We start from the raw sequence: 25,093 nt of genomic DNA on the forward strand, positions 1-25,093 counted from the left end.
CCATTTTAAAATATAACAAGAAAGACCCTGGCAGATTTGTCAGGGTTTTTTTTCGAATACATCCCTAAGGGTAAAGGAAAAGAGCAGGTCTGAGTTGTATCTTTCGATCAGCAGCCGGACCTTCTTGCCTTTCTTTTCGTTGATCATGTTCAGGACCTCCTGCAGCTTGTATTTATGGATGCTTTTTCCATTGACGGCCAGGATCACATCCCCTTCCCGAAGCCCGGCTTCGTCTGCAGGGCTGCCGGCCCTTATCCCGGATACAATGATCTCGGGGACCAGGCTGAGGCGGGTTCTGTTTTCCATCAGGATCTGCACATCCCCGAATGCCCGTTCATCATTCTTCACAACGCCCCGACTGTCGGTAATACGCTCTGCGATGTACCGTACCCCGTTGTGCTGCAATTCTAGTCCGCTCATATTAAAGCGAAAAGGATCGTTAAAAAAACTGTTCTTTCGCAGGTTAACCACTCCATCCCGGTAATTAAACACGATATTGAAGCGTCGCAGGATCTCACCTCCCACCGTGCCATTCCTGTCTCCATGGTCTTTTATGCTGCTAAATGAAAACATGTCAGGGAAAGCGGCTTTGGCATCATTGAGGACAAAATCTCCGAGTTGCACCTTGCTTACCAGAGTTCTCTTGCCGAAAATACTGCCATTCAATCCCTTTCCGAGATAATCCACATAGTGTTTTTCGGGAATGGATATACCCTTCTCCAGGTCCTGGAACAACCATACGGCATCACTGCTGCCGGTGTCCATCAGGAGTTTTACGGGAACATCCTTCAGATTTTCAAAGCTCACAAGCCCTTCTACATAAGCCTTGCGGTCTTCTATAGTGATAGGGATCGAATGTGATTTTCCGCTTTTGTCCCCCCTGTAGTGCTCGGGGTCGTGAAATCTTATCGACTTCCTTCCGTAGTTCACCTCCACAATAAAATCTCTGAAAAGGTCGAATCCGATGATCCCGTGAACGGGTATACCCAGGGTTGGGGAGAAATTGATATCTCTGTCGAGCACCACAAAAAGCTGTTGTTTATTGTTGGTGATCTTCTTGATCCTGAAACTGTTCCCTTGTGAATTGAGGGCTTTGATGGGCTCCCCTGCCCCCAGTCCGTTGATGGTGATCTCGGAGACGTTCCTGAGTTCGATAGAATCCTGATCGGAAAGGTTGAAAAGGATGGGTTTGCTCACCCCTGAATCCAGAATAAAATTCAGTTTGGCTCCATTGACCTCCAGGGGCATGACGATCAGGTTATTGATGAGCTGGAAACTGACTTTCTGGGATTTGGTCCCTTCAGGCAATTGAAATTTTTGTGCCATTCCGCTGTAGGAAATGCACCAAAGAAGGATCACACCTGTCAGGACCCGGAATCTCATTCGCCTAATACATTGATTTACACTCCTTAAGATACAAATTATATCAATGGGTTGCCTCAGATTTAACATTCTGTAAATTCCTGAAGATTAGTCCAAACCTGTTGTTTTGTCCGCTAGTATTTCCCATTTTTGCGGAAAATTAGGTCGATGCCAGTAATTTCCAAAAAGGGGCAGGCCATGCCCGAATCCCCAATCCGTAAATTGGTCCCATTCGCAGAAGAAGCCAAAGAAAGGGGGGTGGATGTGATCCACCTCAACATAGGTCAGCCCGATATCAAAACACCCCAGGTCGCCCTGGATGCAGTGAGGAATAATGATGTAGAGGTACTCTCCTACAGCAGAACGGAAGGCACTGATCAGTACCGGAAGAAAGTGGCTGCCTATTACGCCAAACACGATGTAAAAGTTTCCCATAAGGACATCATAGTGACAACAGGCGGATCTGAAGCCCTCGCCTTCGTAATGGGCAGCATAGCTGATGCCGGTGACGAAGTGATCATCCCGGAGCCTTTTTACGCCAACTACAACGGATTTGCGGTGGCTGCCGGGGTAAAGGTGGTTCCCATAGTCTCTGATATAGAAGACAATTTTGCCCTGCCCCCCATAGAAGAGTTCGAAAAGTCCATCACCCCGAGAACCCGGGCCATCCTGATCTGCAATCCCGGAAACCCAACGGGCTATTTGTACACGAAGGAGGAGATCAAAAAACTTTCGGCCCTTGTAAAAAAACACGACCTTTTCCTGGTGGCGGATGAGGTATACAGGGAATTTGCATATGACGGTCTGCAGCATTATTCCATCCTGCAGGAGCCGGGACTGGAGGAGCACAGTATTGTGGTAGATTCTGTCTCCAAAAGATACAGTATGTGTGGTGCCCGTATCGGTTTCCTGGTCACCCGCAACCGGGCTGTGATCACTACGGCCCTGAAATTCGCCCAGGCCAGGCTATCCCCACCGACCTATGCGCAGATCGCCAGTGAAGCTGCCCTCGAAACACCCCAGAGTTACTTCGACGAGGTCATAGAGGAATACACAGAGAGGAGAAATATCCTGCTCAGGGAACTTTCACGCATAGAAGGGATAAGGGTGGCAAGGCCACAGGGAGCTTTCTATTGCATGGTGGAATTGCCTGTGAAAGACGCAGACGAATTTGCCCAGTGGTTGCTTGAAAAATTCCAGCTAGACGGGCAAACGGTCATGGTGGCACCGGCCGGCGGGTTTTATGCCACAGAGGGACTGGGCAAGAACCAGATCAGGATTGCTTATGTCCTCGAGAAGGACCGGCTCATCAGGGCGGTTGACATCCTCAAGGAAGCCCTTAAACAATATCCCTCAGCGTGAAAATACAGGAAAACGTTTCCCTGAAGCCCTACAATACCTTTGGCATTGATGCCAAGGCACGTTTCTTTGTCCATGTGACCTCGGAGGAGGAGCTCGTGTGGGTCCTGGAACAGAAAAAGTATCCGGAGAAACTGATACTCGGAGGCGGCAGCAATATGCTGCTGACAGGAGATATTGATGCACTCGTCATTCATATCGGAATGATGGGCAAAGAGGTGCTGGAAGAAGATGGAAAACATACACTGATCAGGATCATGGCCGGTGAGAACTGGCATGATCTGGTGCTATGGACCCTGGAGAGAAACCTGGGCGGACTCGAAAACCTGTCACTCATTCCGGGGAGTGTGGGAAGTGCTCCCATCCAGAATATCGGCGCTTACGGGGTGGAGCTGAAAGACAGTTTTGTCAATTGTGAGGCCGTGGAGGTCGCCACGGGTGAAAAACATGTATTCTCCCTCGAAGACTGCCGATTCGGATACCGGGAATCCTTCTTTAAGCAGGAGGGTAAGGGCAAGTTTGTAATTACTTCCGTGACGCTGAAGCTCACTTCCGGGGAACATCAGCTTAGAACCGAATATGGAACCATAGCCGATGAACTGAAGGAAGCAGGGGTATTGCATCCTTCGATCACAGATATTTCAAATGCCGTTATCCGGATCAGACAGCGAAAATTACCCGATCCAGCTGTGCTGGGCAACAGTGGAAGTTTTTTTAAAAACCCGGTCGTAGATAAGGGTAAATTGGAAGAAATTCAGCAGAAATACGAGCATGTTCCCTTCTACAGCATGTCGGAAAAGGAGGTAAAAATCCCTGCAGCCTGGCTCATTGATACCTGCGGATTCAAAGGGATGAGGCTTGGCGATGCCGGGGTACATCAGCATCAGGCCCTTGTCCTGGTCAATTACGGAAATGCCAGCGGAGGGGAGATACTCAACCTGGCGACAAAGATCCAAAAAGAGGTACGGGATACGTTCGGCATCTCCATCGAACCGGAAGTAAACATACTGTAGACTTACTCCTGTATCCATAAAATAACCCCCGAACAAAGACTGCCGGGGGCTATTTCAAACCAAACTAACCAAAAACCAAATGCGCAATAACCAGTCGCACATTTGTCTAATTAAATGCCAGATTCCATAGAGTTAAGAATCAATTTAATAAATTAGCATTCTCACTATATACGCAAAAAATGACTGTTTTGGATGCCCCTGGAGTCGTTTTTTTATCTCACCACGCCCATGAGCATACTCCTTGAGAAACACATTGTAGAGCTACTGCAGGAGCGGGATGAAAAGGCGATATCCCTCCTTTACGACCATTACGGGGATACCCTCTACGGTGTAGCCTTTAAGGTGGTCAAGGACGAAGAACTCGCCCAGGATGTCGTGCAGGAGAGTTTTGTGAAGATCTGGAGGAAGTCGGACACCTATGACCCGACCAAAGCCAAACTCTTCACCTGGCTTTTCAGGATTATCCGGAACACGGCTATTGATAAGCTCAGGAGTCTGCAAACAAAATCCGACAAGGAGATCCAACTAGACGTTTCCAACGTATATAAGGTAGGTGTTGACGACATCAGGCCCGAATTCCTGGACGTCAGGGAAAACCTCGGAAAGATAGAGCAAAAGTACCAGGAGGTACTGGACGCACTCTTCTTTCAGGGTATGACGCAGCAGGAGGCCAGTGATGAACTGAATATCCCTTTGGGTACGATCAAATCACGACTTAAGATCGGCCTGAGAGAACTCGGTAAGATCTACGGAAATTCCTTGGTGATGTTGATCCTCTTAATTCTGAAGTCATGAAAGATAAAATTAGACTCTTTTTGGAATCCGACCTTCTGGAGAAGTACCTCCTGGGAGCGACCTCGAGGGAAGAAACCTCCAGGGTGGAACGATATATCGTCATGTATCCCGAAGTGAGGAAGCAGTTTGAGGAATTACAGGAAAACCTGGAAGCCTATGCCAAATTGCATGCCCTGCCCTCCCCGGAAGGACTTAAGGCGAAGATCTTGCAAAGGATCCGTAAAGAAGACCGTGGGAGAAGGAAGATCAGAAGGTTTGCCATTGCCGCCAGTGTGGCTGCGTTTGTATTTGCAGGCTCTTCTTATTTCTTCTGGAACCAGAACCAGTCCCTGCAGGATGAAAATATCATGGTGAACAACCGTATCCAGAACCTGGAAGCGGATATGAAACAGCAATTGGAGGATGTTCGCAATCAATTTATCGTTCTGAACAACCCTCAGACCAGGAAATACTACGTTAATGGCAATGACAAAGCCCGGGATCTGAAGGCAGTCGCTTATGTAAATCCGGTCAAGAAACTGTCTTATATCAACGTGAGAAACCTCCCTAACCTGCCGGAAGACCAGTGCTATCAGATGTGGGCCGAAGTAAACGGAGAAATGGTGAATCTGGGGATCATGAAGAAGATCGAGGATAAGGATAAACTGCTCGCCCTCCCCTACGGAGAAAATGCGATCAGCTATATCACCATCGAACCCGAAGGAGGAAATACCAGCCCGACAGTTCAGAATATCGTGGCTAATATTTCCTATTAGGTTATAAAATATTTTCAAAGACACAGCCCCCTACCCCGGGGGCTTATTTTTTGTATCTTTGCACAAATCCAAATCATGAAGTTAGTATTACTCACTATCGGCCTTCTGGCCCTTGCTTTTGCAGGGATCGCTATCAAGATCTGGACTCAGAAAGACGGAAAATTCGCAGGCACCTGTGCCAGTCAGAGTCCTTTCCTCAACAAAGGTGGGGAACCCTGTGGGATGTGTGGCAAACTTCCTGATGAGCAGGAATGCAGAAAGGAAGTCACCAACGTGTGATCAGATCCCGCTCAGAATAATTCCCCGATATTCTAAAGCATCATTTTGAATACAACTCCCGAGCAACTTAAGGAGACCATTCACAAAGCCAAGGAGGGCAACCAGATGGCTTTCAGTTCCTTATTGGATCGCTTCTGGAATGAAGTGTACAATTTTCAGCTCGGCAGGACGAAAAACGAGAACGATGCAGAGGACATTACCATTCAAACATTCTCCAGGGCCTTCGACAAGATCCAAACCTTCGATGAAGCCTATGAATTCAAGACCTGGCTATTTACTATCTCAAAGAATATCCATGTTGACCTCCTGAGGAAAAGGAAGAGAAATATTCTGGAACAAAGCAGTCCCGGCAATTCGGATGCGATAAAAAAAGTCCTGGATGACGCTCCCACAGCAGAGGACCAACTCATAAAGGACCAAAACCTGGCCAGTCTTCTCGGCCATATCAGAAACCTGAAGCCGCACTACCGGGAGGTGATCAATCTGCGGTATTTTCAGGAATTGTCCTATGCTGCCATCGCAGAAGAACTGGGTGAGCCCATCAACAATGTAAAGGTAAAACTCCTCCGCGCTAAAAAGCTGCTTGCCGAGCTTATCAAAGGGAAGTAGATCAGGTTAAGCAGGCGCTTTAAGCCTTGGTTTTTGTTCGTATATTTGCACAAATTTGTTTTATGAAAGAGGAAGGAACGGCCACCATGGCTCCCCCTAAAGGAAAACCGAAATGGCTGAGGGTTAAACTGCCTACCGGAAAGAAATACACCCAATTGAGGGGTCTGGTAGACAAATACAACCTTCATACTATCTGCACCTCCGGCAGCTGTCCCAATATGGGTGAATGCTGGGGCGAAGGAACGGCTACTTTTATGATCCTCGGAAATATCTGTACCCGCTCTTGCGGATTCTGTGGTGTGAAGACGGGCCGACCGGAACAGGTAGACTGGGAGGAACCCGAAAAAGTGGCCAGGTCCATCAAGATCATGGGGATCAAACATGCCGTGATCACCTCTGTAGACAGGGACGACCTCAAGGATATGGGCTCCATCATCTGGGCGGAAACTGTCAAGGCCATAAGAAGAATGAATCCTGAGACCACCCTGGAGACCCTCATACCCGATTTTCAGGGAATAGAGCAACACATGGACAGGATCGTGGCGGTTGCTCCGGAGGTAGTTTCCCACAATATGGAAACGGTCAGGAGGCTTACCCGTGAAGTGAGGATTCAGGCGAAATACGATCGCAGCCTGTCTGTTTTGAGGTATCTGAAGGAGCAGGGGGTAAACCGGACCAAATCGGGAATCATGCTCGGCTTAGGGGAACTGGAGGAAGAGGTGATAGAGACCATGAAAGACCTGAGAGAAGCCAAGGTAGATGTAGTGACTATCGGGCAGTACCTGCAGCCTTCAAAAAAACATCTACCCGTCAAAGAATTCATAACCCCGGAACAATTTGCGAAATACGAGTCTCTGGGACTTGAAATGGGCTTCAGGCACGTAGAAAGCGGTGCACTGGTGCGCTCTTCCTACAAGGCTCACAAGCATATACACTGAGAACAGGGAGTAAGACATTATCCCAGCTTCGGGTTCTGACCTAGTATTAATCCTATGAAAGAAATACGTGTAGGGATCAACGGCTTTGGCCGTATCGGAAGGACCTTCTTTCGACTCCTGCAGGAACATCCGGGCATCCGGGTTACAGCTATCAATGACCTCGCAGACCCCAAAACCCTGGGGCATTTGCTTAAATATGACAGTATTCACGGCCCTTTTACAGGAACGGTTGAAGCAGGCCACAACAGCCTGACAGTGAACCAGAAAACCGTGTCTATGACCTCAGAGGAAAGTCCTGATCGCATTCCATGGGCTGATTCCGGGGTGGATATTGTAGTGGAAGCCACCGGTAAGTTCAAAACCCAAAAGGCACTTGAGGGGCACCTGAAGAACGGGGCCAGGAAGGTGATCCTGTCAGTCCCCCCGGACGATCCCGGAATCAAAATGATCGTATACGGAGTCAACCACCATCTGATCAATGAGGAGGATGATATCATCTCCAATGCCTCCTGTACCACGAACAATGCCGCGCCTATGATCAAGGTACTGGACGATCATTGGGGGGTGGAACAGGCCTATATCACTACGGTGCATTCCTACACATCGGACCAAAGCCTTCACGACCGCCCGCACCGTGATCTCAGGCGGGCCCGTGGCGCCAGCCAGTCTATTATTCCAACGACTACCGGGGCAGCCAAAGCACTGACGAGTATTTTCCCCGAGCTTGCCCATGCCATAGGGGGTTGTGGCATTCGCGTTCCCGTACCTAACGGGTCTCTGACCGATATTACCCTGAACGTGAAAAAGGACACTTCTATTCAGGAAATTAATGATACATTTGAGCAGGTTGCTGAAAATGAGCTAAAAAACGTACTTTTTTATACGAAAGACCCTATAGTTTCTATCGATATAAACAATAGTTGCTATTCCTGTACGTTTGATTCTATGATGACTTCCGTGCTGGGGAAGATGGTGAAAGTGATAGGATGGTATGACAATGAAACGGGATACAGCAGCAGGATCATCGACGTGATAGAATTATTGGATCGAAAAGGATTTATTTGACAGGTTACAGACCAAATACAAAGAGATGGACAATGCTGATATTAATCATATCGGCTTTTGTCGTTTTTCCCTTGCGATCACAGGAACCTAGCGCGGTAGATCAGACTCTGGATGAGTACATAAGACAAGTGGTCACCTTGCGCAACCAGAACGAGATCGACAAGGCATTTGAAGTTCTGGACCAGGCCCAGCAATTCGCCGAATCCTCCCTGTACGAAAAAGGCATGATCTCCTGTTATCATCGCTTCGCCTTGTTAAATCTGATTCGGGGCGACAGGGATAAGGCAGAATTCTACAAGGCCAGGGCCGACAAAATGCTCGAAACCTTCAGATCTTATCCCTCCGGGGAAGGGTTTTCCAACTTTGTAGAAGCCAAATTGCTCTTTGATTCGGATCTCAATTTCAGGGCTTTACAAGCCTTGATTGATGCAAAAGAGCTCAGCAATGACCGCAACCTGTTGAACAATATGGTCTTGCTGGAAGGCATGATCTATATGCGTATTGAAGATTATGAGAAGGCCTCTGTAAGCTTTAACGCCCTCCTGGTGAATTCAGACCCCATAGAAAAAGATTACCTGGTCACTAAAGCTAACCTGGGTCTCGCTGAATTAAATATAAAGACAGAAAATTATCCCGAAAGCATCAAGAATGGGTTGAATGCCCTCAATCTGGCGACTGCCAACAGATTTCCTGTTGAAATCCTTCAGGCCAATGAATTTTTAGCATTGGCCTACGAGAAAGATGAGCAGTATAAAAATGCCCTGCAGTACAAGGAAAATATTCTGGCAGTAAGGGATTCATTTTTTACGCTGGACAAGGTAAAGGTGGAGACCAATAAGGCCGACAAACTGGCCATGGATGATGCACAGGCAGAGCTCTCCAGACAGGATCAACGGATTGAGGAATTAAGTGAGTCTGCGAACCGATCTGAGATCACCGCTATTCTCACCTCGGCCTTCCTGACCATTATTTCCCTTTTGGCCGTATCCCTCTATAGGAATAACCAGATCAAGCTCAAGACCAACGATCTGCTGCAGACGAAAAACAAAGAGCTGCAGGCGGCCAGGGATGCCGCCGTACAGGCCATGGAGGCCAAGACCAACTTCCTGTCTACCGTAAGCCACGAATTGAGAACGCCTTTATACGCTGTAACCGGTCTCACTCACCTCCTTCTGGAGGAAAATCCGGCAGAGCATCAGAAGGAACACCTGAAATCGCTGAAATTCTCCGGGGATTACCTTCTGAACTTTATCAACGACATTTTACAGATCAACAAGATTGATGCAGATAAGCTTGAACCTGCCCATATAGAATTCTATCTTAAAAAGATCATCAGCGAGGTCCTGGATTCCCTCCAACAGAGTGCGAAGGAAAAGAATACCAAGCTCATCATGGATTACGATGATAAGATTCCACAACACCTGATGAGCGACCCGCTGAAACTTTCCCAGATCCTTATAAACCTAGTCGGTAACTCGATCAAATTCACCAAGAACGGGGAAGTAAGGGTGATCGCAAAACTACTGAAGAAAGAAGATGAGGATGTCACCGTTTTATTTGAAGTAAGGGATAACGGTATCGGTATTACCCCGGAACAACAGAAACATATTTTTGACAGTTTTGAACAGGGATCCATTCAGATCAATCGGGAATACGGAGGAACGGGTCTGGGCCTTACCATTGTGAAGAGCCTGCTGGGACTATTCGACAGTGAGATTCATCTCAGTAGCGAAATAGGAAAAGGAAGTTCCTTCTACTTTGAGCTGGTCATGAAATCCAAAGACAGCATCGTAGACGATATTCCATTTGAAATCGAACAGAAGGAATACGACCTTAACGGTCTGCATGTGCTCATAGTGGAAGACAATAAGATCAACCAGGTGATCACCAAGAAAATGCTGGCCAAAAGAGGAGTGGGATGCGATATTGCGGAGAACGGAATGGAAGCCATCGACAAGGCCAATAAAAACCAGTATGACGGGATTCTAATGGATATCCACATGCCGGGCATAAGCGGGGTGGAAGCAACAATAGAGATCCGTAAATTCGACAGGCAAACGCCTATCATCGCCCTGACGGCCATCTCACTGGATGACAGCCTGGAGTCATTTTACGCTGCCGGTTGTAACGATGTGGTCACAAAACCCTTCAAACCCGAGGTCTTCTACCAGAAAATTGGGGAGAATTTCCTGGAACCCAAACAGAAGAAATCAGCTTCATAGATCCTTCAACAGGGAAATCAACTGCTCTTTGCCGCCATTGAGGAATTTGTGTTCCACAGGAAGATAATACGCCTGAGGGACCCTCCCATTGAGTCGCGTGAAGTCCTTTTCAGTAGTCAGGATCCTACCAACTTCGTTAAATCTGCTGATCTCCTCTTCCGTAAAAAAGTGATGATCGGGAAAGTTCATATGCCTAACCCGGATTCCTGAGAGTGAGAGATATGCGAGCAGCGGAGCCGGATCGGCAATAGCAGTAACCAGGACCACTTCCTCCTTCCCCATTTCAGAAAGACTGATTGAGCCCTTAATCCCTATGGCCTGATCCCCGTAGGCCAGGGAACTGAAAAGCACCGATTGGGAAGGCAAGGGTCTCAGTTTTTTCAGGATCCTTACCTGTTCCTGATTATCGAGTTCAGCCGGGCATTTGGTCACGACGATCACCCGGGCACGCCTTGCCTGTCTCTTGTGGTCCCTGAGATTCCCTGTCGGCAGGTACCAGTCGTCTGCATAGAGGCGGGAATAAGAGGTCAACAGAATGTTGAAGCGGGCCTTAATACGCCTATGCTGGAAGGCATCGTCAAGGAGGATCAGATCCGGGGAGACAACCTTATCTAGCTGGCGGATGCCTTCCCGACGGTCTGCCTCCACTGCTACCGTCACATTGGTGAATTTCCTGCTGATCTGCAGGGGTTCATCTCCTGTATTTTCGGGATCGGAATCCGGATGTACTATCAGAAATCCCCTGGATTTCCTCCTGTACCCTCTGCTCAGGACCGCCAGTTTATTTTCCTTGGGGAGGTTCTTTATGATCCATTCGATCATGGGGGTTTTACCGGTTCCTCCCACACTCAGATTCCCTACACAGATGGTCGGTGTTTCGGGGGACACAGAATTAAGGACCCCAATATCATAGCAAAGATTTCTCAGGTAGACCGCGAAACCGTACAAGAGGGAGAAGGGGAATGCTATTTTTCTGAGCACTTGCATCGGAACGAAAATATAATATTTTATCTTTGGACCTCTGCCTTTTAATCATGATTGTACGAGAAGTTGCCGACATACTTGAGGAGCTTTGTCCTCTGGGCCTCGCTGAGGATTTTGACAATGTCGGTCTGCTGGTCGGAGACTACCAAAGGGAGGTAAGGGGTATCCTGGTGACCCTGGATGCACTCGAAGAAGTAGTAGACGAAGCCATTGCCAAAGACCTCAACCTCATTGTGACCTTCCACCCTATCGTATTTAAGGGACTGAAAAAGATCACGGGAAAGACTTATGTCGAAAGAACGGTCATCAAGGCCATAGAGCATAAGATAAATATCTTCAGTGTACATACGGCCCTTGACAACGTTATGCAGGGCGTAAATGGAAAGATCTGCGAGGTTCTGGGAATACGCGATCCCCAGATCCTGATCCCAAAGACAGGTACAGTCAAAAAACTGGTCACCTATGTTCCCACTGAGGCGGCAGAACAGGTCAAAGAAGCCCTCTTTGCTGCAGGGGGAGGAAATATCGGGAATTACAGCCATTGCAGCTTTTCCATACCCGGAAAGGGCAGTTTCAGGCCTGAAAGCGGAAGCCAGCCTACCCTGGGAAAAAAGGGGGAAACAGAAATTACCGAAGAGATCCAGGTACATATGACTTTTCCGGCCCGACTTGAGAAAAAACTTATCAGAACCCTGTTTGAAAGCCATCCGTACGAGGAAGTAGCATACGAAATTACCACTCTGGACAACGCCCACCAGCTGGAAGGGATGGGAATGATAGGAAACTTGGATAATCCTGTTGCAGAAAAGGATTTCCTGAAGTGGGTCAGAGAGAAAATGCACACCGGGGTTATCAGGCATTCTCAATTTCGCGGTAAATCCGTGCAACGCATAGCAGTGCTCGGGGGTAGCGGAGGATTCGCCATTGCAGCTGCCAGGTCGCACGGGGCGGATGTCTTTCTGACATCAGACCTGAAGTACCACCAGTTTTTTGAAGCAGAAAAGGAGATGCTGCTAGCCGATATCGGGCATTACGAATCGGAACAATACACAAAAAACCTTCTGGCAGAATATCTTACGAAAAAAATCCCTAATTTTGCAATCGCTTTATCGGAAAGCAAAACCAATCCCATTAAGTATTTTTAGTATATGGCAGCAAAGAAAGAAGCTACAGTGGAAGATAAATTAAGGGCTCTTTACGACCTCCAATTGATCGATTCCCGTGTGGATGAGATCCGCAATGTAAGAGGGGAACTTCCCCTGGAGGTAGAGGACCTCGAAGATGAGGTACTGGGATTAAAGACCCGTATGGACAAGCTTAAAACTGATCTGGAAACGATCAACTATGAGATTACGGCCAAAAAGAACCTGATCGATGAATCCAAGGCGTTGATCAAAAAATATGCAGAACAGCAGAAAAATGTGAGGAACAGCAGGGAATTCAACTCCCTGGCCAAGGAGGTAGAATATCAGGAACTGGAGATACAGCTTGCAGAAAAGAACATCAGGGAATTCAAGGCACAGATCGAACAAAAGAAAGAGGTGATTGCCGAGACCAAGGAAAAACTCGCAGAGAGGGAAACTCACCTGAAACACAAGAAAAGTGAGCTCGATGCTATCCTCGCAGAGACCGAAAAAGAAGAAAAGGCCCTTTTAGAGCAATCGGACATCTTTGAAAAGCAGATTGAAGAAAGGCTGGTAAAGGCCTATAAGCGAATCCGTTCCAACGTGAAGAACGGCCTGGCTGTGGTCCCCATCGAAAGAGGGGCCTCCGGAGGTTCTTTCTTTACCATTCCCCCACAGGTACAGGTAGAGATCGCTTCCAGGAAGAAGATCATCACCGATGAACACAGTGGAAGAATTCTTGTCGACCCTGTTCTGGCAGAGGAAGAACAGGAAAAAATGCACAAGATGTTCGACAAGATCTAAGATATTTAATACCTACTATAAGCCATCTCAAAAGGATGGCTTTTTTTATACCTTGTATCCTGAAATGAAACCCTTTGTCCTTATCTTTTTGTTATTGTGTATGCCTAAAAACTCACTTGCTCAGGAACTCAGGGATTTTCGGTGGAAGAACCGTCTCCTGTTGCTATGTGAGAATGGGGAAAACCTAGAGCAAAGTCAAAAGCAGATGGACTTGTTTAAGGACTTTGCCCAGGAAATGGAAGACCGAAAGCTTCTGCTCCTTTTTTCCAGCGATGGACAGTTGCTTGATGTCAATCGAAACCTGCTGACCAAAAATACAGCCCTGCCTCTCAGTTTAGGGTTTACAGGGGTTATTCTCATCGGTCTTGACGGGACTGTAAAATGGGAGTCAGGATTCTACGCCGATCCGTCGGAGGTCTTCAGGGTGATCGACAGCATGCCTATGAGGAGGGCAGAGATAAAGAATAAATACCAGCCTTAAGCTTTGGCTTTTTTCTTTTTGAGGAGCTGCAACATAAGGTCTTCTACCGCCTCACTGTTCCATTGACCCTCTATCTCCGGAATTTTCATCACCTCTTTCATGATCCCTTCCTGGAAGTCTCCTATAGCCAGAGCCTCGGCATAGGATCGGTCTGAGAATGTAACCCGTGAATAGGTGGGTTCCCACAATTCAGGGTGCTTTGCGGCAAACCACTTCTCGATCTTCTTCTGAAGCAGAAAATCGGGATCTGCCGTTTTGCTGCTCATCTCCAGGAAATTCCTGTAGCTGAGCTCGGCGATGGCATCCGCGTTGGGTTTGCGTTCTTGCTGGAAGGTCTGAAAGACAGCTTCCCAGTCATCCCCAAATCGATCCATGATCTTGTCCAGGCAGTATATGTCCTCAAAACCTGCATTCATTCCCTGCCCGTAAAAGGGTACAATGGCATGGGCTGAATCTCCTACCAAAGCTACCTTGTCCCAGTAGGTCCAGGGATAACACTTCATAGTCACCATGGCACTGGTCGGGTTCTTAAAGAAGTCGTGGGTGAGGTTTTCAATATCCTGCATCACATTCGGGAAGTAGGTCGTGAAGAATTTAGTGGCCTCTTTCTTGGTGGTGATCTTCTCAAAAGATACTTCCCCTTCAAAGGGCAGGAACAGGGTGCATGTAAAACTGCCATCCAGGTTGGGCATGGCGATAAACATAAATCTGCCCCTGGGCCAGATGTGGAACGAGTGCTTGTCCAGCTTATGGGTCCCGTCCTCATTCGGGGGTATGGTCAGCTCTTTATAGCCTACATCCAGGAAATCCTGGGAATAATCAAAGCGGCTCCTCCTCTGCATTTTGTGCCTGACCCTGGAAAAGGCTCCATCGCACCCAAAGATATGGTCGTACCGGTATTCCTTCCATTCCCCTTTCTCGGTCTCTCCAGTATAGAGAGTTGCCGTCGGCAGGTCGACGTCCCATACCTTTTCCTCAAATCTGAAGACCGCACCAGCTTCCTCAGCAAGGTCGATCATCTTCCTGTTGAGTACCCCTCGGGAGATGGACCAGATCGCTTCTCCTTCCTTTCCGTATTTCTGGTAGTATTGGGTTTTGCCCAGGACGTGCATGGCGCGCTTGTCCAGCGGAATAGCCAATTTTTTGATCTCTTCCTCCAGATCGACCTCACGGAGGGACTTCCATCCCCTGTCACTCATGGCGAGGTTGATGGACCTTCCTGAAAATTCGATGGTACGTATATCGGGACGGCGATCGAAGACAGTAATGTCATGTCCTCTCCGACGGAGATAGATGGCCAGAAGAGAGCCAACAAGACCTGATCCTACTATCGCAATGTTCTTGGGGGTTTGAGTCATACCTATCCCAAAGGAATACTTTTAAAACGTAAAAGTAAGAAATATTACGTACAGGGTTCCCGGAATTTATTATACCCTTAACGATGTTTTGTTTAACTATTAATTAATTTTGCTAAACAAAATGAGTCATGCCATATTTCGATAAAAACAAGATAGAGGAATTGCCCTCCCGTTACAGGGCAAACTTCATTAACAGTATCTCCGGGTACAAGTCATGTAACCTTATCGGAACCCGGTCTAGCAAGGGAGTTGCCAATCTGGCGATCTTCAATTCTGTTATTCACATAGGCAGTTCGCCGGCCATGCTCGGCTTTGTGCTCCGGCCATTGACGGTCAGGAGGGACACTTTCAATAATATTCGGGAAATGGGTAAATTCACCGTAAACCAGGTTACCTCCGTGATGGTTGAACAGTCTCACCAGACCTCAGCTAAATACGGACAGGAGATCTCAGAGTTTGATGCCGTTGGCCTGACCGAGGAATATATCGAACCTTTTGAAGTACCTTATGTTGCTGAGAGTGCCCTGAAAATAGGCTGCAGTTACAAGAACCATTATCACATAGAGGAAAACGGGTGCCTGTTGGTGATAGGTTCTGTCGAGCATATATACCTCCCTGAGGGTGTTCAGGACCCTGATGGATTCGTACACCTCGAACAATTGAATACCGTGGCAGGCATGGGGATAGATGGTTATGCCCTGCCGAAATACCTCGGGAGACTGTCCTATGCCAGGCCGGAGTCTAACACAGGCCTTTTGAAACATGGCTCATAAAAAGTCCTTTTTGCCAACAAAGACCTGTGCCCATTGTGGTCGTCCTTACAGCTGGAGGAAAAAATGGGAAAAGAACTGGGATGAAGTACGATATTGCAGTGAACGATGCCGCAGAGAATCAAAAAAAAGTAAATCCGGAATATGAATACTTCCAACAAGAAATACAACAACCTGCTTTGGTTTCGGAACGACCTGAGGGTAGCTGACAACCTCTCTCTCTTAAAAGCCTGCAGGGAAGAGCGTGTCCTGGCCGTTTATTGCCTGGACCCTGCACTATTCGAGCCCGGGGAATTCGGTTTTAGGCGGATGGAGAAATTCCGGGCCAGATTCCTGTTGGAAAGCCTGGAAGATCTCAGGTCGAACCTGACGGCATTGAACATAAGCCTGTTGGTCTATTTCCGACCCGCCGAGGAAATTATCCCCGCCCTGGTCAGCAAGTATTCTATTCAAAAAATCTTCCTTCAGAAGGAATGGACAAGGGATGAGACTGTAGAGTTGAAAAAGGTGCAGGGCAAGTGCCCGCCGGAGACAGAATTCGTCGAAAGCTACGACCAGTTCCTCTTTCATCCTGACGACATTCCATTCAGGGAATTCAATAGTATTCCAGAGGTGTTCACTCAATTCAGGAAGGCCTGTGAAAAATCTGTCAAGGTGAGACCCCTAACCCAAATCCCTGAATCCAAGCCTGAGAGCAACCTCCTTCCTGAGAGCACTCCCCTGCCCTCTCTTGAAGACCTAGGGTTTGCTCCTTTTGAGATCCATCCTCACTCAGCATTTCCCTTCTCAGGTGGTGAAAGTGCAGGTGGGAAAAGGATACAGGAATACTTCTGGGAAACGGGGAAACTGGCCTACTACAAAAAGACCAGGAACGGCCTGGTAGGAAAGGATTACAGTTCCAAACTCTCTCCCTGGCTCGCCAATGGAAGTCTCTCAGCCAAAACAGTATACTGGGAAGTTAAACGTTTTGAGAAGGAGGTGAAAAAGAATCAAGATACCTACTGGCTCATCTTTGAGCTCATCTGGAGGGACTACTTCAAATACGTGTCCTTGAAACACGGAGACCGAATTTTTCATTTAGGCGGCATTCTCAGGAAGGAATACTCCTGGGGAAATTCTGAGGCCGCAAAAAAGGACTGGATCCAAGGTCGGACTTCCGAACCGTTTGTGAATGCCAACATGGTTGAGCTTGCCAGTACCGGATGGATGAGCAACAGGGGCAGACAGAACGTAGCCTCTTACTGGGCCAAAGAACTGGAACAGGACTGGAGGATAGGGGCTTCCTATTTTGAAGCTATGCTACTCGATTACGACGTGCACAGCAATTGGGGTAACTGGATGTACAACAGTGGGGTAGGAAATGATCCGCGGGACAGGAAATTCAATATCCAGCGGCAGGCCAACCAATACGATCCTAACGGAAAATTCCAAAATCGATGGTTGCAGACAAGCCTGTTTTAAGTTTTAGATAGACATGAAAACATTAAGACTCATCCTGGGCGATCAGCTCAACCTGCAACATTCCTGGTTCCGGGAAGTGGACCCCGATTGTGTATACCTCATGGCGGAGATGCGACAGGAAACGGATTACGTAAAACACCACATCCAGAAGGTGGTCGCCTTTTTCCTTGCCATGCGTTCTTTCGCCAAGGCTCTTAAAAGTCAGGGGCACCAGGTGATCTATTACAAGATCGGGGATGAGAAAAACCCGCAAATTCTGGAGGAGCTTATCTCAAGAGAAATCGATACACAAGGTGCCGAAAAATTTGAATACCTCCTGCCGGATGAATACCGCTTAGACGAGCAACTTCAAAATATCACCAAATCCCTGAAGATCGAGAGTTCACATAGCGACACAGAACACTTTCTTACTGATCGGAATACACTTAAGGATTTTTTTAAGGGCAAGAAACAGCTCGTCATGGAATCCTTCTACCGGATGATGCGTAAGAAATACAACATTATGATGGAAGGTGAGGAACCGGAGGGAGGACAATGGAACTACGACAAGAGCAACCGGAAGAAATGGAAAGGCGATCCCGCGATCCCTGAGGAACTGGATCTGCGAAAGGACGTAAGCGAGGTTTTGGAGGAAGTACACCAGGCGGGGATCCCTACTATCGGGAACATAGAACCTGAAAAGTTTAATTGGCCCACCACCCGCGAGGAGGGGCTGGAATTGCTGGACCATTTCAGGGAGAACCTGCTGGTTCATTTCGGGGATTTTCAGGATGCCTTGCATACCGATGAGAAATTTCTGTTCCATTCACGTCTTTCCTTTGCCATGAATGTAAAATTGATCTCTCCTAAAGAGGTGATAGATGCGGTCATCAAACAGTACCGGAAAAAAGAAAACGAGATCGATATCAGTCAGGTTGAAGGCTTTGTCCGCCAGATCCTGGGATGGAGGGAATTTATGAGGGGGATTTACTGGAAGGAAATGCCGGAGTACAAAGAGAAAAATGAACTCAGTAACCACCATCCTCTGCCAGATTTCTACTGGACAGGCAATACTGAGATGAATTGTTTAAAACACTCTATTAAACAGAGCCTGGATGAGGCCTATGCACACCACATACAGCGACTCATGATCACGGGGAATTTCGCCCTTCTCACCCAATGTGATCCCGACGAAGTGGATGCCTGGTACCTGGGCATCTATATCGACGCCATTGAATGGGTCGAGATCACTAATACGCGTGGGATGAGCCAGTTCGCAGACGGCGGTATTGTGGCGACAAAACCCTACGTAAGCAGTGCCAACTACATCAACAAAATGGGAAATTACTGCAGTGGCTGTACCTATGACCACAACAAGAAAACCACGGAGGACGCCTGTCCCTTCAACGCCCTGTACTGGAACTTCCTGGATGCTAAAAAAGAGGTGTTCAAAGACAACCCACGTATGGGGATGATGATGAACCTGCTGGCCAAAAAAGACGAAAAAGAAATGGACCAGATCCGTAAACGAGCCAAAAAGATCATCGAACATCCGGATCAGTTCTGATCCTCTTATCGGCACCCATCATCCAAATCGGATCCTTGGACGTATATATTGTGTTTTCCGCCTATGGCGTCCATATAAAAAAGTCCGGTTGCAACAGCACCGGACTTTCCTTTTCTCTTGAGTACCTGATTATTCCAGGATCCCGTCCACGATACCGTATTCTACAGATTCTTCTGCACCCATCCAGTAATCGCGATTAAAGTCTTTCATAACCTTTTCAACAGTCTGCCCACAATTCTCTGCCAGGATTTTAGCACCCAATTCCTTGGTCTTGATGATCTCCTTGGCCTGAATCTCAATATTGGAGGCCTGACCCCTTGCGCCTCCACTGGGCTGGTGGATCATGACCCGGGCGTGCGGCTGGATAAACCTCCTGCCTTTCTTGCCTACAGAAAGCAGGATGGATCCCATAGAAGCGGCCAGCCCGGTGCAAATAGTAGAGACCGGACTCTTCAGGGATTTGATGGTATCATAAATAGCAAACCCTGAGGTTACATAGCCCCCGGGGCTGTTGATATATAATTGTATTTCCTTATTATTTTGCATATCGAGGTACATCAACCTGTCAATGACGTGTTTGGCAGAATCATCATCGACCATACCCCACAGGAAGACTTTCCTCTCCTGCAACAGCTTCTCATCTATGGCCTCCTGAACCTTACCTTTTTTGGCGCTCATAATACATTTTGTTTGCCTTCAAAGGTACGCATTTACCCCCCATTCTGACAAGTCGGACCTTATCAAAAATACCTCCTATCAACCCCTTCTATTTCAGGAGTTTAGTTCGATTGTCTGAAAACCGACTTTATCTTCCATGCCTGAAAAATCCTCTGAGATTTGTTTCTCGAGACATGGAATAAGTGTATTTATACTACTAACCTGTTATATTTGAAAAAAATAAATATGAAAAAGCATCTCTACCTCCTTGTTTTTATCGTTTTGATGATCGGTTGCAAAAGCGAAACTAAAAAAGTAACTCCTGAAAAAGATCTTACCATTATCGAAAAGGTGGCCGCTGCACATGGTGTAGAGAACTGGAATAAGGTTAGAGAGATCCGGTTTACGTTTAATGTAGACAGGGACACCATGCATTTTGAAAGAACCTGGGTATGGGATACCAGATCTCAGGAGGTCACAGGCATTTCGAGAGGAGACACAGTAAAGTATAACCGAAGAAAGGTAGACAGCCTCTCACAAAAGGCAGATGGGGCTTTTATCAATGACAAATACTGGCTCCTCGCTCCCATCAACATAAGCTGGGACGAGGAAAACCTGACCTATTCCGTAGAGGAGAAAGTACCTGCTCCCATCAGTAATGATACCCTGACCAAATTGACCGTGGTTTACGGGAACGAGGGCGGATATACGCCCGGGGATGCCTATGATTTCTATCTGGGAGATAATTACCTCGTAAGGGAATGGGTGTTTAGAAGATCGAATAGTCCTGAACCATCAAGCGTGAGTACCTGGGAGGGGTATAAAGAGTTAAGCGGACTCAACATCTCCACCATGCATAAAAATAAGGACGGTAATTTTTCACTTTATTTTACAGATGTAGAGGTGCTGCAGTAGTGTCAGCTCTTCCTGCCCCTGTTTCTTCTCATCAGGAAGGTTGTAAAAAGCACCGCAATTACCCCCGTCAGTAAAACCGTAAAACTCGTATTCAGGGAATACTCCTCTGCCAGGAAACCCAATATGACCGGCCCCAGTAAAAACCCGGAGTATCCGGAGCCGGCGATAAATGCCACCCCTTGTGAAGATTCTACGCCTTTAACATTCCCACCTATTCGGAAAAGTTCTGGAATGATGACAGAAAATCCCAGTCCGGTTAAGCCAAAACCTGCGATGGCCAGGTAGGTATTCGCCCCAAGGACACAGAGGTAGCCGGCAATGGCAATGCAGGAACCCAAAGTAACAATTCTCACAGAACCTATACGGGCACTGATGGCATCTCCAAGAAATCGACCAAGGGTCATGGTGATCTGAAAACCCAGAAAACCTGCTCCCCAGAGGGCTTCGGGGGCCAGCGTCACTTCCTTGAGGAAGAGACCGCTCCAGTCGACGATGGCCCCTTCACTGGCCATAACCACGAATGAGACCACACCAAGCAGCAAAAGAGGTTTAAAATGCCTGAAACTGAAGGGTTCCTTCTCTATAGGCGCAGCTTTGATATGCATGTATTTCTTGGAAAAAATAAGATTGACGGAAAATACGAGGATCACCGCCGCCACCATATGCAGCATCCGGTTTTCAAAAACGAGGATAAGGAAGCTCCCGAGACCGGCCAGGACTCCACCCAGGCTAAAGAAGCCGTGAGAGGCAGACATAAAATTTTGGCGGTCCTCTTTTTCGATCTCTGTGACAAGGGTATTCATGGCAATGTCCAGAATCCCATTGGCCGAACCAAAGAAGAATAGCGACAGAGCCAGGGTAAGAAAACTATTGGCCATCAGGGGGAAAAGGGCGGTAAGGCAGAGCATCAGGATGCCATACCATGTGGCTTTACCCACCCCCAGGTAATTGACTATTCTCGAGGCGACGGGGAAAACAGTAAATACGCCGAAGGACAGAAAGAACAAGGCGATCCCGAGGGTTGCCTTGTCGATCCCGAGATCCTCCTTGACCATAGGAATATAGATGGCCCAGGTTCCGAAAAGGATATTCAGGCTGGCAAAAGCCCAGGCCGGTCCGAAATAACGGGGGTTAGACAGGATAAGTCGGAGTGACTTCATAGGCGCTCGAAAGATGGATCTGTGTTAGGTTTCCCGGATGCCTTTTTTAAGGATCTGACCGAATCGGTACATATCCTCAAAAGAGCAATAAAAGGGGGCCGGAGCTAAACGGATCACATTGGGTTCTCTCCAGTCAGTAATCACCCCGTGCTCCATGAGATAATCAAAGAGGGTACGACCTTCCCCGTGCAGAAAGACCGAAAGCTGAGTGCCTCTTTCTTTAGGGGTGATGATCTCAAAATTGCTGTCTACCTCCCTATCGATCTCTTTCAGGATGAATTCCAGGTAGTTTACGATCAGGTCCCGTTTAGCGATCAGGGCCGGCATACCTACCTCCTCGAACATTTCAAGGGAGGCCAGGTAAGGGGCAAGGGCTAGGACCGGGGCATTACTGACCTGCCATGCATCGGCATTTTCCATGGGGTCGAATTGGGGTTGCATCAGGAAACGCGTTTCTTTCTTGGTCCCCCACCAACCCTCGAACCTGGGAATGTCCGTCCTCCCGTGGTAGCGCTCATGTATGTAGACCCCCGAAGCATTTCCGGGTCCGCTGTTCATGTATTTATAGCTGCACCAGGCAGCGAAATCTGCATCCCATTCGTGCAGAGCGAGTTCAACATTACCAACCGCATGGGCCAGGTCCCACCCTACATAAGCTCCAACAGCCTTCCCCGCACGGGTAATTGTTTCCATATCGAACACCTGTCCGTTGTAATAATTCACCCCTCCCAGTAGTACCAGGGCAAGTTCGTCTCCCACCTCATCGATCTTAGCGAGGATGTCTTCCGTACGCCAATAGTGTTCCCCATCCCTTTTTTTAACCTCTACCAGGGTATCAGAGACATCGAGACCGTGAAACTTGATCTGGCTCTGGAACATATACTGATCCGATGGAAAGGCCTTTTCCTCACAAAGGATCTTATACCTTTTTTTCGTGGGACGATAAAAGGAGACCATCAGGAGATGGAGGTTTACCGTGAGCGTGTTCATCACTGTGATCTCGGAGGGCTTTGCCCCCACCACTTTTGACAAAGGAGCCGCGAGTCGCTCGTGATAATCCCACCATGGTTTATCTGCATAAAAGTGACCCTCTACTGCCAGCTGCCTCCAGTCCTCCATAATTTCTTCCACGTAGGCAGCAGTCCTTTTGGGCTGCAAACCCAGGGAATTGCCGGTAAAATAAATAACCTGTTTACCCTTTATGGAAGGAAAATGGAACTGTTCCCTGTAGGACGCCAGTGGGTCTGTAGCATCGAGTTGACGTGCGAATTCAGCAGTGTTTTCGAAGGTCATATCCATATTTTGCGCAAAAATACAACAAGCCGGGAGAACGAATCCTATCTTATTCCTGATCTTCGGTTGGGCGTGGCAGACGCATCTCGATCAGGTGTTTTTTAAATCCGGTCTTCTCATAGGCAGCAATCGCAGGTTCGTTCTCCTGGTAGACGGTCAATCTCACTTCCCTGAGTCCCTTGCTGTATGCCCAGCTCTTTAATTTTTCTATGATCATCCCATTAATGCCTTTACCGCGGTATTCCGGCAGGGTGTACATAAACCCAAGGTGGGCGTATTCCTCATGATCGAGATAAGGTCTGGCAGGTTTGGCCTTCCCGTAGCCCGAGCTCACCACCTGTCCGTCTGCCTCAGCAACGAGGACCAACACCTCCTGATCAGCAATAAAAGCCCCGATATCGTAATAATGCAATTCCCCCGGCCGGATGGTCGGGTCCATGGGCCTCTCGGCCTCGATGAGTTTTTTTTCGAACTGAAGAAGGACGGGCAGGTCTTCCCGAACGGCTTCTCTTATGGTGATTTTATCCATGTCCTGCACCTGTGGTTAGCCCGATGAAAGTAGACCAAAAAGGCTATTTTTGCAAAAACATCCCTATGCATTTTCTATCGGAGCAACTGCAAGGTTACATTACGGAGCATTCTGAGGATGAACCCGAGTACCTCCGGGCACTGAGCAGGGAAACCCACCTCAAGGTACTGCAACCGCGGATGATCACCGGGCATTACCAGGGCAGGGTTCTCAGTATGCTTTCAAAGATCATTGCTCCCAATCGTATTCTTGAGATAGGCACCTATACCGGCTACTCTGCCCTTTGTCTGGCAGAAGGACTTCGGCCCGGGGGGCAACTGCACACCATAGACATTAACGAGGAATTGGAGGAGATCCAAAACAGGTATTTCAGACTTTCAGGCTTTGGTGATCAGATTTATCAACACACAGGAGATGCACTGAAGATCATCCCTGAGCTAAAGCAGGAATTCGATCTGGTCTTTATCGACGCGGAAAAGAAGGAGTATTCGGCCTATTTTGAAGCTGTTCTGCCCAGGACTAGGAAGGGAGGGATCATCCTGTCTGACAATGTCTTGTGGTCCGGAAAGGTCGTTGAACCCCTAGACCCGGCAGACAAGGCCACAGATGCACTTTTAAAATACAATGACATGCTGAAGTCAGATCCCAGGGTGGAGACCGTCATGCTCCCGATCCGGGACGGCTTAACCCTGAGCCGCGTTCTATAAATTTTCGAAATCCCTGGTAGAATACCACAGCCATGAAGATGCCTACCATTGCCCCTGCGATCAGGTCGAGCGGGTAATGCACTCCGACGTAGATCCTGCTGAGTGAAAACAAAAAGGGCCAGATAAAGAACAGGAAAACCCAGGGAAGCTTTTTTCTTAGAAACAGGACCACCAGGGTGGTAATCGCAAAGGAATTGGCAGCATGTCCGGAGAAGAAACTGTAATCTTCGGGCCGGAGCAGCACGCGGATAATGCCTTTGAGTTCATGAGCGTTGTTAGGCCTTAGTCGGGCCACAAATTCCTTGGTGACGTACATCAGGGCCATTACACATCCAAAAAGCAACAGTGTGGTCAGGATCCTGGCCAGAGCCTCCTTTCTGGAGTATTTAAGTAGAAAGAGTAAGGCAAAAAGGGCAAAGAGCGGGATCCAGGAGGAAGTGTGGGTGACATATGCCCAGAAGGCGTCATATTCTTCGATACCCAGGCTGTTCAGAAAGATAAAGGTGTTGCGGTCCCATTCCAATAGTCTGTCCCACATCCGTAACCCTACTTTCTTTTGATGGTTCCGGAGACCTCTTCAATGTTCTTTTTAACCTGATTCATCTCCTTTTTGATATCTTCTGTGATACTGGCGTCGATCCCCTGCTTCTCAGCACTCTTTTTGATCTCCTGCTTTATATCTTCGGTGGCATCCTTTAACTGGCGCATTCCTTTTCCGAGCCCCTTGGCAATGCCCGGGATCTTGTCAGCACCGAAGACCATCACCACGATGAACATGATGAAGAAAATTTCTGCCCCGCTGATAAATAAGATAACTGATGAATGCATGATACAAATATAAGCAAGTTTGGAACCCTTTTATAAAATAAAAAAAGTCCCGCCAAAAAATGACGGGACCTGTAAATCC

General features: G+C 47.8%; 27 protein-coding genes. 18 read left to right on the forward strand and 9 right to left on the reverse strand.

Going from position 1 to position 25,093, the window contains the following annotated elements:
- Positions 1-39: 39 nt before the first annotated feature.
- The gene (locus IEV19_RS04740) at positions 40-1,383 is read right to left on the reverse strand and encodes an aspartyl protease family protein (protein WP_188369524.1); all 1,344 of its coding nucleotides are present in this window, start codon (positions 1,381-1,383) and stop codon (positions 40-42) included.
- Positions 1,384-1,530: 147 nt separating this feature from the next.
- Between IEV19_RS04740 and IEV19_RS04745 the strand changes: the two genes are divergently transcribed.
- The 9 genes from IEV19_RS04745 to IEV19_RS04785 all read left to right on the forward strand — a co-directional run bounded on the left by IEV19_RS04745 (position 1,531) and on the right by IEV19_RS04785 (position 10,397).
- A complete protein-coding gene (locus IEV19_RS04745) occupies positions 1,531-2,724 on the forward strand; it encodes a pyridoxal phosphate-dependent aminotransferase (RefSeq protein WP_188369525.1) in 1,194 nt (397 codons plus the stop codon).
- On the forward strand, positions 2,721-3,734 hold the full coding sequence (murB, locus tag IEV19_RS04750; protein ID WP_188369526.1) for a UDP-N-acetylmuramate dehydrogenase: 1,014 nt from the start codon (positions 2,721-2,723) through the stop codon (positions 3,732-3,734). Before IEV19_RS04745 ends, murB begins: the two co-directional genes overlap by 4 nt.
- 228 nt (positions 3,735-3,962) lie before the next feature.
- Positions 3,963-4,529: an RNA polymerase sigma factor gene (locus IEV19_RS04755; RefSeq protein ID WP_188369527.1), complete on the forward strand. Its 567-nt coding sequence runs from the start codon at positions 3,963-3,965 to the stop codon at positions 4,527-4,529.
- Positions 4,526-5,284, forward strand: coding sequence for an anti-sigma factor (locus tag IEV19_RS04760; protein ID WP_188369528.1), 759 nt, complete (start codon positions 4,526-4,528; stop codon positions 5,282-5,284). The genes IEV19_RS04755 and IEV19_RS04760 overlap by 4 nt, the downstream gene beginning before the upstream one ends.
- Positions 5,285-5,359: 75 nt before the next feature.
- A complete protein-coding gene (locus IEV19_RS04765) occupies positions 5,360-5,563 on the forward strand; it encodes a membrane or secreted protein (RefSeq protein ID WP_188369529.1) in 204 nt (67 codons plus the stop codon).
- Between the two features lie 45 nt (positions 5,564-5,608).
- Complete coding sequence (locus IEV19_RS04770; RefSeq protein WP_188369530.1) at positions 5,609-6,172, forward strand: RNA polymerase sigma factor; 564 nt, start codon at positions 5,609-5,611, stop codon at positions 6,170-6,172.
- A gap of 62 nt (positions 6,173-6,234) precedes the next feature.
- Positions 6,235-7,110: a lipoyl synthase gene (gene lipA, locus IEV19_RS04775; protein WP_188369531.1), complete on the forward strand. Its 876-nt coding sequence runs from the start codon at positions 6,235-6,237 to the stop codon at positions 7,108-7,110.
- Positions 7,111-7,164: 54 nt separating this feature from the next.
- A complete protein-coding gene (gap, locus tag IEV19_RS04780) occupies positions 7,165-8,175 on the forward strand; it encodes a type I glyceraldehyde-3-phosphate dehydrogenase (protein WP_188369532.1) in 1,011 nt (336 codons plus the stop codon).
- A gap of 32 nt (positions 8,176-8,207) precedes the next feature.
- Positions 8,208-10,397 (forward strand): ATP-binding protein, encoded by a 2,190-nt coding sequence (locus IEV19_RS04785; protein WP_188369533.1) that lies wholly within the window; start codon positions 8,208-8,210, stop codon positions 10,395-10,397.
- Here the strand turns inward: IEV19_RS04785 and lpxK are convergent.
- Positions 10,392-11,384 (reverse strand): tetraacyldisaccharide 4'-kinase, encoded by a 993-nt coding sequence (lpxK, locus tag IEV19_RS04790; RefSeq protein WP_188369534.1) that lies wholly within the window; start codon positions 11,382-11,384, stop codon positions 10,392-10,394. The genes IEV19_RS04785 and lpxK overlap by 6 nt on opposite strands.
- 47 nt (positions 11,385-11,431) lie before the next feature.
- On the opposite strand from lpxK, the gene IEV19_RS04795 reads away from it, so the two are divergent.
- The 3 genes from IEV19_RS04795 (at position 11,432) to IEV19_RS04805 (ending at position 13,790) form a co-directional block, all read left to right on the forward strand.
- Positions 11,432-12,526 (forward strand): Nif3-like dinuclear metal center hexameric protein, encoded by a 1,095-nt coding sequence (locus tag IEV19_RS04795; RefSeq protein WP_188369535.1) that lies wholly within the window; start codon positions 11,432-11,434, stop codon positions 12,524-12,526.
- Positions 12,527-12,529: 3 nt separating this feature from the next.
- Positions 12,530-13,309: a zinc ribbon domain-containing protein gene (locus IEV19_RS04800; RefSeq protein WP_188369536.1), complete on the forward strand. Its 780-nt coding sequence runs from the start codon at positions 12,530-12,532 to the stop codon at positions 13,307-13,309.
- 100 nt (positions 13,310-13,409) lie between these two features.
- The gene (locus IEV19_RS04805) at positions 13,410-13,790 is read left to right on the forward strand and encodes a DUF4174 domain-containing protein (RefSeq protein ID WP_188369537.1); all 381 of its coding nucleotides are present in this window, start codon (positions 13,410-13,412) and stop codon (positions 13,788-13,790) included.
- Here the strand turns inward: IEV19_RS04805 and IEV19_RS04810 are convergent.
- Positions 13,787-15,148 carry an FAD-dependent oxidoreductase gene (locus IEV19_RS04810; protein ID WP_188369538.1) on the reverse strand — a complete coding sequence of 454 codons (1,362 nt, stop codon included), beginning with the start codon at positions 15,146-15,148 and terminating at the stop codon, positions 13,787-13,789. The two genes, IEV19_RS04805 and IEV19_RS04810, sit on opposite strands and share 4 nt — an antisense overlap.
- 128 nt (positions 15,149-15,276) lie before the next feature.
- Between IEV19_RS04810 and IEV19_RS04815 the strand changes: the two genes are divergently transcribed.
- From IEV19_RS04815 to IEV19_RS04830, 4 genes are read left to right on the forward strand one after another with little or no spacing between them, the layout of a single operon-like run.
- Positions 15,277-15,921 carry a flavin reductase family protein gene (locus IEV19_RS04815; RefSeq protein WP_188369539.1) on the forward strand — a complete coding sequence of 215 codons (645 nt, stop codon included), beginning with the start codon at positions 15,277-15,279 and terminating at the stop codon, positions 15,919-15,921.
- The gene (locus IEV19_RS04820; RefSeq protein ID WP_188369540.1) at positions 15,911-16,066 is read left to right on the forward strand and encodes a DUF2256 domain-containing protein; all 156 of its coding nucleotides are present in this window, start codon (positions 15,911-15,913) and stop codon (positions 16,064-16,066) included. Before IEV19_RS04815 ends, IEV19_RS04820 begins: the two co-directional genes overlap by 11 nt.
- The gene (locus IEV19_RS04825; RefSeq protein ID WP_188369541.1) at positions 16,063-17,379 is read left to right on the forward strand and encodes a DASH family cryptochrome; all 1,317 of its coding nucleotides are present in this window, start codon (positions 16,063-16,065) and stop codon (positions 17,377-17,379) included. Before IEV19_RS04820 ends, IEV19_RS04825 begins: the two co-directional genes overlap by 4 nt.
- A gap of 13 nt (positions 17,380-17,392) precedes the next feature.
- Entirely contained in the window at positions 17,393-18,925 is a 1,533-nt protein-coding gene (locus tag IEV19_RS04830) for a cryptochrome/photolyase family protein (RefSeq protein ID WP_188369542.1), read from the forward strand.
- A 129-nt stretch (positions 18,926-19,054) separates the two neighbouring features.
- On the opposite strand, the gene IEV19_RS04835 is transcribed toward IEV19_RS04830, so the two are convergent.
- Positions 19,055-19,603, reverse strand: a complete 549-nt coding sequence (locus IEV19_RS04835; RefSeq protein WP_188369543.1) for a ClpP family protease — start codon at positions 19,601-19,603, stop codon at positions 19,055-19,057.
- A 225-nt stretch (positions 19,604-19,828) separates the two neighbouring features.
- Between IEV19_RS04835 and IEV19_RS04840 the strand changes: the two genes are divergently transcribed.
- Positions 19,829-20,497: a hypothetical protein gene (locus IEV19_RS04840; protein WP_188369544.1), complete on the forward strand. Its 669-nt coding sequence runs from the start codon at positions 19,829-19,831 to the stop codon at positions 20,495-20,497.
- A gap of 2 nt (positions 20,498-20,499) precedes the next feature.
- Here IEV19_RS04840 and IEV19_RS04845 read toward each other — a convergent pair whose 3' ends face one another.
- From IEV19_RS04845 to IEV19_RS04855, 3 genes are read right to left on the reverse strand one after another with little or no spacing between them, the layout of a single operon-like run.
- Positions 20,500-21,657 carry an MFS transporter gene (locus IEV19_RS04845; RefSeq protein ID WP_188369545.1) on the reverse strand — a complete coding sequence of 386 codons (1,158 nt, stop codon included), beginning with the start codon at positions 21,655-21,657 and terminating at the stop codon, positions 20,500-20,502.
- 24 nt (positions 21,658-21,681) lie between these two features.
- A complete protein-coding gene (kynU, locus tag IEV19_RS04850) occupies positions 21,682-22,950 on the reverse strand; it encodes a kynureninase (RefSeq protein ID WP_188369546.1) in 1,269 nt (422 codons plus the stop codon).
- A 49-nt stretch (positions 22,951-22,999) separates the two neighbouring features.
- Complete coding sequence (locus tag IEV19_RS04855) at positions 23,000-23,479, reverse strand: GNAT family N-acetyltransferase (RefSeq protein WP_188369547.1); 480 nt, start codon at positions 23,477-23,479, stop codon at positions 23,000-23,002.
- Positions 23,480-23,544: 65 nt separating this feature from the next.
- Between IEV19_RS04855 and IEV19_RS04860 the strand changes: the two genes are divergently transcribed.
- Positions 23,545-24,186 (forward strand): O-methyltransferase, encoded by a 642-nt coding sequence (locus tag IEV19_RS04860; protein WP_188369548.1) that lies wholly within the window; start codon positions 23,545-23,547, stop codon positions 24,184-24,186.
- On the opposite strand, the gene IEV19_RS04865 is transcribed toward IEV19_RS04860, so the two are convergent.
- Entirely contained in the window at positions 24,140-24,724 is a 585-nt protein-coding gene (locus tag IEV19_RS04865) for a phosphatase PAP2 family protein (protein WP_188369549.1), read from the reverse strand. The two genes, IEV19_RS04860 and IEV19_RS04865, sit on opposite strands and share 47 nt — an antisense overlap.
- Positions 24,725-24,732: 8 nt before the next feature.
- Positions 24,733-25,014, reverse strand: a complete 282-nt coding sequence (locus IEV19_RS04870) for a Sec-independent protein translocase subunit TatA/TatB (RefSeq protein WP_188369550.1) — start codon at positions 25,012-25,014, stop codon at positions 24,733-24,735.
- Between the last annotated feature and the right edge of the window lie 79 nt (positions 25,015-25,093).

Origin of the sequence: Muriicola marianensis, assembly GCF_014638095.1 — a bacterium.
Classification (GTDB): domain Bacteria; phylum Bacteroidota; class Bacteroidia; order Flavobacteriales; family Flavobacteriaceae; genus Muriicola; species Muriicola marianensis.

Excerpts from the sequence above, each read along its gene's own strand:
- IEV19_RS04740 (WP_188369524.1), bottom strand. The coding sequence starts at position 1,383 with ATGAGATTCCGGGTCCTGACAGGTGTGATCCTTCTTTGGTGCATTTCC.
- IEV19_RS04745 (WP_188369525.1), top strand. The coding sequence starts at position 1,531 with ATGCCAGTAATTTCCAAAAAGGGGCAGGCCATGCCCGAATCCCCAATC.
- IEV19_RS04755 (WP_188369527.1), top strand. The coding sequence starts at position 3,963 with ATGAGCATACTCCTTGAGAAACACATTGTAGAGCTACTGCAGGAGCGG.
- IEV19_RS04760 (WP_188369528.1), top strand. The coding sequence starts at position 4,526 with ATGAAAGATAAAATTAGACTCTTTTTGGAATCCGACCTTCTGGAGAAG.
- IEV19_RS04765 (WP_188369529.1), top strand. The coding sequence starts at position 5,360 with ATGAAGTTAGTATTACTCACTATCGGCCTTCTGGCCCTTGCTTTTGCA.
- lipA (WP_188369531.1), top strand. The coding sequence starts at position 6,235 with ATGAAAGAGGAAGGAACGGCCACCATGGCTCCCCCTAAAGGAAAACCG.
- gap (WP_188369532.1), top strand. The coding sequence starts at position 7,165 with ATGAAAGAAATACGTGTAGGGATCAACGGCTTTGGCCGTATCGGAAGG.
- IEV19_RS04785 (WP_188369533.1), top strand. The coding sequence starts at position 8,208 with ATGCTGATATTAATCATATCGGCTTTTGTCGTTTTTCCCTTGCGATCA.
- lpxK (WP_188369534.1), bottom strand. The coding sequence starts at position 11,384 with ATGCAAGTGCTCAGAAAAATAGCATTCCCCTTCTCCCTCTTGTACGGT.
- IEV19_RS04795 (WP_188369535.1), top strand. The coding sequence starts at position 11,432 with ATGATTGTACGAGAAGTTGCCGACATACTTGAGGAGCTTTGTCCTCTG.
- IEV19_RS04800 (WP_188369536.1), top strand. The coding sequence starts at position 12,530 with ATGGCAGCAAAGAAAGAAGCTACAGTGGAAGATAAATTAAGGGCTCTT.
- IEV19_RS04805 (WP_188369537.1), top strand. The coding sequence starts at position 13,410 with ATGCCTAAAAACTCACTTGCTCAGGAACTCAGGGATTTTCGGTGGAAG.
- IEV19_RS04810 (WP_188369538.1), bottom strand. The coding sequence starts at position 15,148 with ATGACTCAAACCCCCAAGAACATTGCGATAGTAGGATCAGGTCTTGTT.
- IEV19_RS04815 (WP_188369539.1), top strand. The coding sequence starts at position 15,277 with ATGCCATATTTCGATAAAAACAAGATAGAGGAATTGCCCTCCCGTTAC.
- IEV19_RS04820 (WP_188369540.1), top strand. The coding sequence starts at position 15,911 with ATGGCTCATAAAAAGTCCTTTTTGCCAACAAAGACCTGTGCCCATTGT.
- IEV19_RS04825 (WP_188369541.1), top strand. The coding sequence starts at position 16,063 with ATGAATACTTCCAACAAGAAATACAACAACCTGCTTTGGTTTCGGAAC.
- IEV19_RS04830 (WP_188369542.1), top strand. The coding sequence starts at position 17,393 with ATGAAAACATTAAGACTCATCCTGGGCGATCAGCTCAACCTGCAACAT.
- IEV19_RS04835 (WP_188369543.1), bottom strand. The coding sequence starts at position 19,603 with ATGAGCGCCAAAAAAGGTAAGGTTCAGGAGGCCATAGATGAGAAGCTG.
- IEV19_RS04840 (WP_188369544.1), top strand. The coding sequence starts at position 19,829 with ATGAAAAAGCATCTCTACCTCCTTGTTTTTATCGTTTTGATGATCGGT.
- IEV19_RS04845 (WP_188369545.1), bottom strand. The coding sequence starts at position 21,657 with ATGAAGTCACTCCGACTTATCCTGTCTAACCCCCGTTATTTCGGACCG.
- kynU (WP_188369546.1), bottom strand. The coding sequence starts at position 22,950 with ATGACCTTCGAAAACACTGCTGAATTCGCACGTCAACTCGATGCTACA.
- IEV19_RS04855 (WP_188369547.1), bottom strand. The coding sequence starts at position 23,479 with ATGGATAAAATCACCATAAGAGAAGCCGTTCGGGAAGACCTGCCCGTC.
- IEV19_RS04860 (WP_188369548.1), top strand. The coding sequence starts at position 23,545 with ATGCATTTTCTATCGGAGCAACTGCAAGGTTACATTACGGAGCATTCT.
- IEV19_RS04865 (WP_188369549.1), bottom strand. The coding sequence starts at position 24,724 with ATGTGGGACAGACTATTGGAATGGGACCGCAACACCTTTATCTTTCTG.
- IEV19_RS04870 (WP_188369550.1), bottom strand. The coding sequence starts at position 25,014 with ATGCATTCATCAGTTATCTTATTTATCAGCGGGGCAGAAATTTTCTTC.